This window comes from Bradyrhizobium sp. USDA 4452 (assembly GCF_054063575.1).
In genome coordinates this window covers 8238395-8249817 of the sequence record NZ_JBSSGK010000001.1, presented here as the reverse complement: position 1 = coordinate 8249817, position 11423 = coordinate 8238395, and the positions used below count along the sequence as shown (strand labels likewise).

At 64.2% G+C, this 11423-nt stretch carries 11 protein-coding genes; 4 read left to right on the top strand and 7 right to left on the bottom strand.

Annotated features, from left to right (window positions below; genetic code table 11):
• Nucleotides 1-78 precede the first annotated feature (78 nt).
• The 3 genes from ACVISU_RS38955 to ACVISU_RS38945 all read right to left on the bottom strand — a co-directional run bounded on the left by ACVISU_RS38955 (nucleotide 79) and on the right by ACVISU_RS38945 (nucleotide 2671).
• Nucleotides 79-2094, bottom strand: a complete 2016-nt coding sequence (locus ACVISU_RS38955) for an acetyl-CoA carboxylase biotin carboxylase subunit (RefSeq protein ID WP_456710469.1) — start codon at nucleotides 2092-2094, stop codon at nucleotides 79-81.
• Between the two features lie 188 nt (nucleotides 2095-2282).
• Nucleotides 2283-2489, bottom strand: coding sequence for a hypothetical protein (locus tag ACVISU_RS38950; protein ID WP_456710987.1), 207 nt, complete (start codon nucleotides 2487-2489; stop codon nucleotides 2283-2285).
• A 53-nt stretch (nucleotides 2490-2542) separates the two neighbouring features.
• Nucleotides 2543-2671: a hypothetical protein gene (locus tag ACVISU_RS38945; protein WP_283807390.1), complete on the bottom strand. Its 129-nt coding sequence runs from the start codon at nucleotides 2669-2671 to the stop codon at nucleotides 2543-2545.
• A gap of 159 nt (nucleotides 2672-2830) precedes the next feature.
• On the opposite strand from ACVISU_RS38945, the gene ACVISU_RS38940 reads away from it, so the two are divergent.
• The gene (locus tag ACVISU_RS38940; protein ID WP_050405573.1) at nucleotides 2831-3649 is read left to right on the top strand and encodes a thermonuclease family protein; all 819 of its coding nucleotides are present in this window, start codon (nucleotides 2831-2833) and stop codon (nucleotides 3647-3649) included.
• A gap of 69 nt (nucleotides 3650-3718) precedes the next feature.
• Nucleotides 3719-6187 carry a PAS domain-containing protein gene (locus tag ACVISU_RS38935; RefSeq protein WP_456710468.1) on the top strand — a complete coding sequence of 823 codons (2469 nt, stop codon included), beginning with the start codon at nucleotides 3719-3721 and terminating at the stop codon, nucleotides 6185-6187.
• Nucleotides 6188-6206: 19 nt separating this feature from the next.
• Here the strand turns inward: ACVISU_RS38935 and ACVISU_RS38930 are convergent, their stop codons facing one another.
• The 4 genes from ACVISU_RS38930 to ACVISU_RS38915 form a co-directional block, all read right to left on the bottom strand.
• Nucleotides 6207-6476: a septal ring lytic transglycosylase RlpA family protein gene (locus tag ACVISU_RS38930; RefSeq protein ID WP_083992153.1), complete on the bottom strand. Its 270-nt coding sequence runs from the start codon at nucleotides 6474-6476 to the stop codon at nucleotides 6207-6209.
• 107 nt (nucleotides 6477-6583) lie between these two features.
• Entirely contained in the window at nucleotides 6584-9292 is a 2709-nt protein-coding gene (locus ACVISU_RS38925; protein ID WP_456710467.1) for a bifunctional diguanylate cyclase/phosphodiesterase, read from the bottom strand.
• Between the two features lie 132 nt (nucleotides 9293-9424).
• Nucleotides 9425-9943, bottom strand: a complete 519-nt coding sequence (locus ACVISU_RS38920; protein ID WP_050405576.1) for a hypothetical protein — start codon at nucleotides 9941-9943, stop codon at nucleotides 9425-9427.
• 149 nt (nucleotides 9944-10092) lie between these two features.
• Nucleotides 10093-10587, bottom strand: a complete 495-nt coding sequence (locus ACVISU_RS38915) for an ArsI/CadI family heavy metal resistance metalloenzyme (RefSeq protein ID WP_456710466.1) — start codon at nucleotides 10585-10587, stop codon at nucleotides 10093-10095.
• 93 nt (nucleotides 10588-10680) lie between these two features.
• Here ACVISU_RS38915 and ACVISU_RS38910 point away from each other — a divergent pair, with 93 nt between their 5' ends.
• Together ACVISU_RS38910 and ACVISU_RS38905 are read left to right on the top strand one after the other, a co-directional pair.
• Nucleotides 10681-10914, top strand: a complete 234-nt coding sequence (locus tag ACVISU_RS38910) for a hypothetical protein (RefSeq protein ID WP_050405578.1) — start codon at nucleotides 10681-10683, stop codon at nucleotides 10912-10914.
• Between the two features lie 84 nt (nucleotides 10915-10998).
• Nucleotides 10999-11349 carry a hypothetical protein gene (locus ACVISU_RS38905; protein WP_157113496.1) on the top strand — a complete coding sequence of 117 codons (351 nt, stop codon included), beginning with the start codon at nucleotides 10999-11001 and terminating at the stop codon, nucleotides 11347-11349.
• The last annotated feature ends 74 nt before the right edge of the window (nucleotides 11350-11423 follow it).

Sequence of the window (11423 nt, the reverse complement as noted above, 5' to 3'; positions counted from 1 at the left end):
TTGCGAGGAGCGAAGCGACGAAGCAATCCACGGCTTGAGGAGATATGGATTGCTGCGGTTCGCTTGCAATGACGAGTCTTAAGCGAACTCCAGGATCAGCGCGTCGACCGCGAGCGTGGCGCCGGCGGCGGCGTGGATCTTCTTGACCGTGCCATCGCGCTCGGCGCGCAGCACGTTCTGCATCTTCATGGCTTCCACCACCGCGAGCGTCTCGCCGGCCTTGACCTCCTGCCCCTCGGTCACCGCGATCGACACCACAAGACCGGGCATCGGGCACAGCAACTTCTTGCCAGTGTCGGCGGCCGAGACCACCGGCATCAGCCGCGCCGAGGTCGCTTCGGTCTCGGTGAAGACATAGACCGGCACCTCAAAACCCTGATGCGCGAGACGGAAGCCGTTGTTGATGGCCCGCACCTGGACGGCGACGAAATTGCCGTCGATGGCACCTTGCCAGACCGGCTCGCCCGGCGCCCAGCTGGACACCAGATTGTGCGGATTGCCCGGCAACCCGTCGGTGCCGATGAAGCGCACCGCGATGGCGTCGTCCTCGCGCGCCACATCGAGCGCGATCTCGGCTCGGTCGAGCCATACCGCGCGGCGGCGCTCGCGCTGCACCACGCGGCCGCCCATCTGGCCGGAAATCTGCCGCTTGCGCTCGCCCAGCACGTGATCGATCGCAGCGCCGACCGCCGCAAGCCGCCGCGCGATCTCGCCCTCGGGGGCACGCGCGGAAAATCCCTTCGGGAATTCTTCCGCGATGAAGCCGGTCGAGAGCCGGCCCTCGCGCCAGCGCGGATGGTTCATCAAGGCCGACAGGAACGGAATGTTGTGCCTGATGCCGTCGACATAGAAGGCGTCGAGCGCGGTCGCCTGCGTCTCGATTGCGGCGGCGCGCGACGGGGCATGGGTGACGAGCTTGGCGATCATCGGATCGTAATGGATCGATATTTCGCCGCCCTCCTGCACGCCGGTGTCGTTGCGGATCGTGATGCCGTCATGGCTGGCCTCGGCCGGCGGACGGTACTTCACCAGCCGGCCGATCGAGGGCAGGAAGTTGCGGAACGGATCCTCGGCATAGACGCGGGACTCGACCGCCCAGCCGGTCAGCGTGACGTCCTTCTGCGCGATCGCGAGCCTTTCGCCGGCCGCGACGCGGATCATCTGCTCGACGAGGTCGATGCCGGTGATCAGCTCGGTGACGGGATGCTCGACCTGCAGGCGGGTGTTCATCTCCAGGAAGTAGAAGCTCTTGTCCTGGCCGGCGACGAATTCCACTGTGCCGGCCGAATCGTAGTTCACGGCCTTGGCCAGCGCGACCGCCTGCTCGCCCATTTTGCGGCGGGTCTGCTCGTCAAGCAGCGGCGACGGTGCTTCCTCGATGACCTTCTGGTTGCGGCGCTGGATCGAGCACTCGCGCTCGCCGAGATAGATCACGTTGCCGTGCTTGTCGCCGAGCACCTGGATCTCGATGTGCCGGGGATCGACGATGAATTTCTCGATGAAGACGCGGTCGTCACCGAACGACGACTTCGCCTCGGCCTTGGCGAGGTTGAAGCCTTCGGCCACCTCCGCCTTCGAATGCGCGATGCGCATGCCCTTGCCGCCGCCGCCGGCGGAGGCCTTGATCATCACGGGATAGCCGATCTCGTCGGCGATCTGGACGGCGTGCTTGTCGTCCTCGATGACGCCGAGATGGCCCGGCACGGTCGAGACTTTCGCCTTCGCAGCGGCCTTCTTGGATTCGATCTTGTCGCCCATCGCGGCGATGGCGCCGGGGTTCGGGCCGATGAAGACGATGCCGGCCGCCTCCAGCGCGCGCGGAAACGCCTCGCGTTCGGACAGGAAGCCGTAGCCGGGATGAACCGCCTGCGCGCCGGTCTTGCGGCAAGCCTCGACGATCTTGTCGATCAGAAGATAGCTCTCGGCCGCGGCCGGCGGGCCGATCAACACGGCCTCATCGGCCATCTCGACATGCAGCGCATCGCGGTCGGCCTCGGAGTAGACGGCAACCGTCTCAATCCCCATACGGCGCGCGGTCTTGATGACCCGGCAGGCGATCTCGCCGCGGTTGGCGATCAGGATTCGTTTGAACATGCTCTTCTTGCTTGGGCTTCTTGGGACTTGGCTTCTGAGTGGGCTTTGGCAGGATTCCTCCCCGCGCAATCCGGCACGGGCCACTCCGTTGGTACAGCAAAATGCCCCGGAGGCAACGGTCTAATGCTGACCGGGCCTGATGCTCGGCCTGTGCCTGGCCGGTCCTTGGCGGTAGCCCGAGGGGTATTTCAGCCCGTATAGGTCCTGAAGCGGCCGCGCGAATGCGCCTTCGCGACGGCTTTCATCAGCTCGCTGACCTCATTCTCCAGGAATTCATTGGCCACGATCAGCGCCCGGATGGTCGCGCGCAGATTGCCGCCGCAGGCGGAAATGGCCTGATCGACAGCCGCTTCCAGCCCGTCATCGTCATCAGATTCGGGCCGTGCAGACATCATGGGGCATCCGGGATTCAGGTGGCACATCATGTTCCTATTTTGTTCTCATCAAGTCAATCGGATCTTTGATCGGAGGCTGTCTGTTGAGGCGCCTGTCTCTTCCGCCGCCAGCGCGCGAGACATTGCAGGGTCGAGATTTCGGTGACGACATCGGCAATGATGGTGATGATGAACTCGGCCATACCAGCATCCCTTCGATGGCAATGTCGGGCCGTTCTACGCCGCGGAATGCCGATCGGGATGTGACCGCGCGCACGCATCATCTCGCGAACGGGACTTGGTTGGATCGTACCTGCGTGTGCTAGAAGTCCGGCTGCCCGCCAAAGATCTGAAGTGAGAAAATGCGGTTTCGCAATCCGGTCATCACGACGCTTCTCCTGACCTGCCTATCCACGAGCCCCGTCCTGTCTGCGACGGCTGCCTTGTCTGCGACCGGTAGCCCCTCCACCACGGCGATCGTCAAGGATGCCGGCACGGTTCAGCTCGGCAACACGGTTTACCGGCTCGACGGCATCGACGCGCCGGCGGCCGACCAGCTCTGCATCGACGAGCACGCCGACGTCTGGACCTGCGGGATAGAGGCGCGCGACCAGCTGACCAAGCTGATCGGCGGCAAGCCGATTCATTGCGACGACATCGGCGTCGATCCGACCTTCAAGAAGCGCCGTCTCGGCGTCTGCAAGCTCGAGGGCGACCCAACCAGCCTCAGCCAAGTGATGGTACAGAAGGGCTATGCCCTCAACGTCGAGACGTCGGCCACTGGCCGATTCAAGCCGGATCAAGCCACCGCCAACGACAGTCGTGCCGGGCTGTGGAAGGGCTGCTTCGTGGCGCCGCGCGATTTTCGTCTCGGCAAGAAGGACGGCGCCCTGCTCGGCAACGCCTGCCCCACCGACCGTGATACGCAGATCCGTACTGCGCTCTTCCCGGACGACCTGCCGATGCCGGCAAGCTGCAACATCAAGGGCAAGTACGCCGTGCGCGCCCGCGTCACCGGCAATGTCGGCATCTATCATTTGCAGGCGTGCCGCAGTTACCCGGGGCTCAGCAATCCGGATCGCTGGTTTTGCTCCGAGGAGGATGCGCAGGCCGCCGGGTTCCGCCGGGCCTATAATTGCCGTCCGCCCAAAGCAAGTGAAGGGCAAGTGAAGAGCAAGTGATCGCGCTAAATCACGCTGGCAAAGCCGCCTCCTCCTGTGTGAAACTACACCCAGAGGCTGCCGGCGCGAATGACCCCACCCGATCCCTCTGATGTGCTTCCCGAAGCTGCGGCAGCCGAACGGCTGCGGCGGCACCTTGAGAAGATCGCGCGCGAACGCGATCGGGCCCATCGCGAGCTTCAGGAGCGCGAGGCCGAGCTGGCGCGGATCCAGCGCATCGCGCGGGTCGGCGGGCTCGAGATCGATTTTCGCGACGGCGTGCGCAACCGCCGCTCCCCCGAATATCTGCTGGTCCACGGCCTGCCGCCCGAGGAGGTCAACGAGACCTACGAGAACTGGGTCGCGCGCATCCACCCCGACGATCGCGAACGAACCACCAGCCACCTGTTCGGCGTGCTCAAGGCCGGCGGCGAGGATTACACCGCCGAGTACCGCATCATCCGCCCCAACGACGGCGAGAGCCGCTGGATCCGTGTCGTCGCCAAGATCGAGCGCGACCACAGCGGCCGCGCGCTGCGGCTGGTCGGCGCCGATCTCGACGTCACCGACCAGATGCTGGCGCAGGAAACCCTGCGCGAGAGCGAGGAACGCTTCCGCCTGATCGCCAACAGCGCGCCGGTGCCGATCTGGGTCACCAAGCTCGACCGCACCCGCTCCTTCGCCAACCAGGCCTATCTGGATTTCCTCGGCCTGCCGTTCGAGGAAGCGGTCGTGTTCGACTGGCGCAAGGCGCTGCATCCGGACGATCTGCCGAACATCCTGCAGGAGCAGATCACCGGCGAATTGTCGCTCAAGCCGTTCGTGCTCGAGGCTCGCTATCGCAATGCCGCGGGCGATTGGCGCTGGCTGCGCTCGGAATCGCAACCGCGCTGGGACCCGAACGGCAAGCATATCGGCTTCATCGGCGTCGCCCATGACATCACGGCGGCCAAGGAAGCCGAGATCGAGCTGCGCAAGCTCAACGAGTCACTGGAGCGACGCATCCTGGAGCGCACCGCGCAGCTGGAATCCCGCGAGGCGCAGACGCGCGCGATCCTGGAGACGAGCCATCAATACCAGATGCTGCTCAACCGCGATGGCGGCCTGCTCTACACCAACCAGACCGCGCTGGCCGGCATCCGCGCCGAGGCTGCGGATGTCGTCGGCAAGCCGTTCTGGGATACGCCGTGGTTCACTGCGACTGACGGCATGCCGCGCGTGATCCAGAATGCGTTCGCGACCGTGATGCGCGGCGAAGAGGTCAAGATCGAGCTGCAATTGCAGCTACCGATCGGCGAGCGTTATTTCGATTTCGCGATGCGGCCGCTGCAGGACCAGCACGGCACCATCGTCGGCGCGGTGCCGGAGGCCGTCGATATCACCGAACGGCGCCGCGGCGAGGAAGCTCTGCGGCAATCGCAGAAGATGGAAGCGGTCGGCCAGCTCACCGGCGGTGTCGCCCACGACTTCAACAATCTGCTCACCATCATCCGCTCGGCGACCGACTTCCTGCGCCGCCGCGAACTGCCGGATGAACGGCGGCGCCGCTACATCGACGCAATTTCCGAGACCGTGGAGCGGGCCTCAAAGCTCACCGCGCAGCTGTTGGCATTCGCGCGCAGGCAACCGCTCAATCCCGAAGTCTTCAATGTCGGAACGCAGGTCGACAGCGTAGCGCAGCTGATCCGCCCGCTGGTGGGCGCACGGATTCACATCGAGGTCCGGATCGAGGATCCGGATTGCTTTGCGATCGCCGATATCGGCCAGTTCGAGACCGCGATGATCAACCTTGCCGTCAACGGCCGTGATGCCATGAACGGCGAAGGCCAGCTGACGATCGGCGTCAGGAAGGTCAAGCACATCCCTGCCCTGCGCGCCCAGGCCTCGCGCAGCGGCGATTTCGTGACCGTCTCGATCCAGGATACCGGCACCGGCATCTCGCCGGAAAATCTCGACGCGATCTTCGAACCGTTCTTCACCACCAAGGAGGTCGGCAAGGGAACGGGCCTTGGGCTGAGCCAGGCCTTCGGCTTCGTCAAGCAATCCGATGGCGATATCGAGGTCACCTCTACGCCGGGACACGGCGCGACATTCACCATCTATCTGCCGCAAGCGATGCGCCCGGCGGACGCCAAGGTCGCGGCCAGCGCCGGCATCGAGCAGGCCTCGATCGGCCGCGGCTATCGCGTGCTTGTGGTCGAGGACAATGACGATGTCGGCCAGTTCTCCACCGAGCTGCTCGAGGATCTCGGCTATTCGGTCAAGCGTGCGGCGAACGCCAACGCCGCGCTGTCGATCCTTTCCGAGAACGAGTTCGCCGCCGACCTCGTGTTCTCTGACGTGATCATGCCCGGCATGAATGGCGTCGAGCTCGCCGGTGTGATCCGCGACCGGTTTCCCGGCCTGCCCGTGGTGCTGACCAGCGGCTACAGCAATGTGCTCGCCGAGAACGCGCATAGCGGCTTCGAGCTGATCCAGAAGCCCTATTCGGTCGAGGCGCTGTCGCGCACGCTCCGCAAGGCGATCGCCGAGCAGCGAGCGACCGCCTCAAAACCCTGATCCCGCCGCAGGCGGTGCGCTACTCGATCTCCACGTGCGCGACGCCGAGTTGAAGGATGCCGAGCGCGCGGGCCGCCGTGGTCGAGACATCGATGATCCGTCCGCGAACGAACGGTCCCCGGTCGTTGACCCGGCACCGGATCGATTTCCCGCGGTAGGACACCGTGACCATGCTGCCGAACGGCCGCTTGCGATGCGCGCAGGTCATTTCACCAATTCTGCCGATGCCATGATAGTAGGACGCAAGGCCACTTTCTGCGTTTGCCACGCACGAAGCAAACAGCAGCATGGCCGCGGACGTTGCTGCGGTTTTCATTGATTGCCTGCCCTTCGAGACCAGCGAGGAAGCGCGGTGCGGGTAGAACGGACCCCAGAAATATGGCTGTTACGCGGCAATTACGCCGCATTCTCGACACCGGCGGTCAGCAGCGTCCGGAGGTCCTGCGCCGGCACCGGCTTGCTGAACAGGTAGCCCTGCATCTGCGTGCAGCCGAGCATCTGCACGGTGTCGCGCTGCTGATCGGTCTCGACGCCTTCGGCTGTCGTGATCATGTTGCGGTCGGCGGCGATCGAGACCACCGCGCGAATGATCGAGGCCGATCCGCTGTTGCGGGTCACTTCCTTGACGAAGCTGCGGTCGATCTTGATCTTGTCGAACGGGAAGCGCTGCAGATATTGCAGCGACGAGTAGCCGGTGCCGAAATCGTCGAGCGCGATGTGGACGCCGAGCGCGCGCAACTGGCCGAGCGTGACCAGCGCCGCATCGTCATCGGCAATCAGCACCGCCTCGGTAATCTCGAGCTCGAGCCTGCGCGGGTCGAGCCCGCTCTCGGCTAGCGCGCTCGCGACCTTCAGCGCCAGCGTCTCCGACTTGAACTGGATCGGCGAGACGTTGACCGCAAGGTGCACATGCGCCGGCCAGGCCGCCGCCTCGATGCAGGCGGTGCGCAGCACCCACTGCCCGATCTCTTCGATCAACCCGGTCTCTTCGGCGACAGGTATGAACTCCGCCGGCGAGACCATGCCGCGCACCGGATGGCGCCAGCGCAGCAATGCCTCGCAGCCGGTGACCTCGTCGCTGCGCAGGTCGACCAGGGGCTGATAGTGCAGCTCGAACCGATCCTCCGCCAACGCACTTCGCAGATCGGCCTCCAGCGCGCGGCGCAGATTGGCCTGCTTCTCCATCGCCGGATCGAAGAACCGATACGTCCTGCGGCCGGCGGCCTTGGCCGCGTACATGGCGAGATCGGCGCATTTGAGCAAGCCGAACAGGTCGGAGCCGTGACGAGGGGCGATCGCAATCCCGATGCTGGCGTCGCTCGCCAGCCAATGGCCAAGGCAATCGAAGGGGGTACGCAGCGACTGATAGACACGCGCGACCAGATCGCTGACATCGTCGTCCGATATGATGTCATGCTGGACGATCGCGAATTCATCGCCGCCGAGGCGCGCGATGAAGTCGTTCGATCCGACTGATTGGCGCAGCTTCTCGGCGACCCGTCTCAGGAACTCATCGCCGATCGGATGACCCAGCGTGTCGTTGATCCGCTTGAACTCGTCGATATCGATGTAATGGATCGCGAACTCGCGGACGACAGCCTCGCGCAACAATTCTTCTGCGTGACGCTGGAACAGCGTCCGGTTCGGCAGATTGGTCAGGGCATCGTAATGTGCGAGATACTCGATCTGCGCCTGCGCGCGCCGCCCGTCGGTGACGTCCTCGAGCGTGGTGGCCCAGCCGCCGTCAGGAGCGCGCTTGTAGATCAGGCGGATGCTGCGGCCGTCAGGCGTCATGATCACCGAGTCCCGGATTTCATCACCCTTGGGATTGGTGAACCGCGCACAGTACTCATCGACATCGCCGACGAAAGAGCCGAGCGCCTGTCGATGCAGGATCAGGTCGCGCAGATGGCACCCGGGCTTGGCGACATCGGGCGACAGGCCGAACATGTCGATGTATCGCTGGTTGCAGATCACGAGCCGCGCCGAGGCGTCGAACAGCAGGAGCCCCTGCGTCATGGTGTTGATGGCGGTGTCGAGATGCTGGCTCTTCTCGGACAGCCGGCGCTGTGCCGCATCATGCTGCCTCCGCAACTGGCGGACGATCAGGAAGATCGTCATGACGACAATGAGCACCGCGAGCACGGCGGCGCAGAACTGCAACTTGGTCTGGGCGCGCCAATCCTCCAGCGCGCTGGAGGTCCGTGTGGTTGCAAGGATCAGGATCGGAAAATGCGACAGTGACCTGACCGCGCCGACATTCTCCTCGCCCGCGGCGCCGACGAACCGCCCTGACGTGTTACCGCCAAGACCAATGATCTTCCGGAATAAGGGCTGGTCGGTGATGTTGCTTCCCACGATGCCGGCATCTTGCGGATAGCGCGCGACGATCGTGCCGTCGCGATGGATCATCGAAATCACGGTGTCGCCGTTCAGCGCCAGCGAGGCCACGAAATCTTCGAAATGGCTGGGCTCGACGCCTCGGTTCGCGAAGCCGATGATCTCGCCGTTGCGCCCGGTGATCTTGCGCGCAAAGATCGTGGTCCACTTGCCGGTCACCTTGCTCATCGCAGGCTCGACGATCACCGGCGACGTGGGCCGCCCCGAGGTGAACTCCTGGAAATAGCGCCGATCCACAATGCTGATGTCGGGCACCGGCCACATCTCGGACGAGTTGATCAACCATCCCTTGGCGTTGAACAGATTGAGCCCGCCGACATGCGGCAGCGCCGCCAGCCGCGTGCGCAGCATCTCGTGCACACTCAGGAGCGACATGTTCTTCTCGAACTGATCGGCGGTCTCGACCTGCTCCGACCGCAGATAGTTCACGATGTCGTCGTGGACATGCTGAAGGTCGCTGAGCTGCTGGTCGAAATGCCGCGACAGCAGCAGCGCGGTGTTGTTGAGCTCGCGCTCGGACATCTCCAGCGCGCGCTCGCGAAACTGCAGCGCGAGATAACCGGTCCCGAGCGTGATGGCGAGCACCAGCAGCGCGGCGCTCAGAACGAGCCATTGAATGGCGCCCATCCTGGTGGCGCGCAGCATGCGCTTGATCGACAGCCGCCGGTGCTCCGGCTTCACGCTGTTCGTTGACACAACCGACATTTTCCTGCCCCTGCGGGGGCTCTTCTACGGGAACACAACCCAAGGGGTCGTTAGGAAAATCAGTTATCGGACTGTTAAGGCGGATGAGTAGCTGAGCGCGATCAGCACGGGATTCCTCCGGACGCGGCCGCATCAGCCGGCCCCGGTCGCCTCCTTCAGAGTGCATTCGATCAACGCACCCTCGATGCTGAATTTCGAGAATGGAGAGAACGGCGTCGCGGCCTTGAGAGCGGCGAAAAATTGCGAATCGCCCGGACTCTTGAGGAGAAAACGGATGTGGCCGGCCGCCAGAGCATCACGCGACAGCCAGACGACGCCGGAGAACAGCGCCACGAGCATCTGTGCGTAATCGCTGACATCGGCGAGGCCGAGATCGTAGATCGGAGAGACATTGATGAACCGCGCGCTGAGAGCCGGCGACGTGTATCGGCTCATCAGCAGACGCCTGACCTGGCAGACTGCGTGGACCCGTTCGCCGTCGGTCAGGTGATACAGCCCCTGACTGTCGCCTTCCCTGGCGGTCAGCGCGTCAAAGGCTCCGATGCCGCCAAAGGTGGCAAAATCCTCTCCGACGCCTTCAGCGTCCTTCTTCCATTGTGCCTTGATGAGACGCCAGGACCGCTCGGGATCCTTGATTGGCAAAAGCCGCATGGTTAAGGGGCTGTTAGCACGGAGGGGAGTCTTCGCTGAGATAATATGTCGCAGGCATTAAGCCTTTGCTTACAGCGGTAGCCGGCTGCGTCGACGTGAGGGCTGCCCCGGCGACCTCTTGACGTTGGTATGCGTGACCGTGCCTCAGCTCACGATCTGCAGCAGACTGAAGCCTCAGGCGGCAGGGCGTGAGGCTCCGGCGCGCAACCAGCGCTCTGCTTGGCGTCCTGCTTCTCGTGCGCGACGCGTGCGTTCCGCTCACCGCTGCCGTCGCCATAGACGATGCTCTCACCTGTCGTATGGAAGGTCTCCCACGCAATCCCCGCGGGATCGTCGATCCACGACTTCTCGGACCTGGCATAGCAGCACACCGTCTGGCCCTGCTCGATCACCTCGCCGCCCGCCTTGCGCAGCCGGCCATAGACCTCACCAAGCTCCTCGGCGCTCTCTACCTGAATGCCGAGGTGATCGAGCCCCGGCTCGCGGCCGCGGGTCGAGATCGCGAAGTTGACGCGGGGATCATCGAGCATCCATTTGGCGTAATCGGATTTCACGACCGTCGGCTCGGCGCCGAACAACGCCGAGTAGAAGCCGACCGATTGTTGGATGTCCTTGACGGCGACGTGAACATGCATGCGCTTCATGGGGCAATCCCTTCGGGCGACGGCGCTGGATGGATATTCCAACCCAAGCATGCTCAGATATCAACGGCGTTACAACAGGGGTCCTGCTGCGGAATGGATGCGCTCACGCTGTTCGGTTTGTTCGCCGTAACCATGATGCTCGTCTGCTACGCAGCCGAGGACCGCAGCCCGTGGTTCATCCTGGCCTTCGCGGTCTCCTGTGCGCTCGGCTCGGCCTACGGTTTCCTGCAGGGCGCATGGCCGTTCGGGCTGGTCGAAGCGATCTGGGCCGTCGTGGCAATGCGCCGCTGGCTGATGCGCCGAACCTCGGAGCGTGTAACGTTATAGTATCCACGGCCAATCTGTCGCGGCGTCGAACTTGAATGCGCGCAGTCGCGGCGCTAATTAGGGCCCATGGACGCCTCGCGCACCATGATTCAGCCTTCCGCTCATGCAACGGGATCGCGCCGCTGGCGCAGCCTGCTTGCGGGGCTGATTTCGCTTGCGCTGGTGCTATCGTTCTTCCACGGCTGGGCCTTCGACGGCGATGACGATGCAGCTCCGAGCTTCTCGATCGCGCAGTCGATCAACGACACCGGCGGCAAGGCTCCCGCGCATCCGGCCTCACTGCATGGCGATCACTGCCTGACCCACGTCGCCTCGGTGGCGTCGCAGGAGACGGCATTCCCGATCGCTTATGCGCCGCACAGCTATGGCCACAGCAGCATCGAGCTGCCGGCGTCGGCCGATCGCCTCTCTCCCTTCAAACCACCCCGCGCCTGATCCGGTCGGCATAACCGGCCGTGCGCCGCCGGCATCCGGTAGCGCGCACGCTTCCGCACAGATCGATGTCGCGA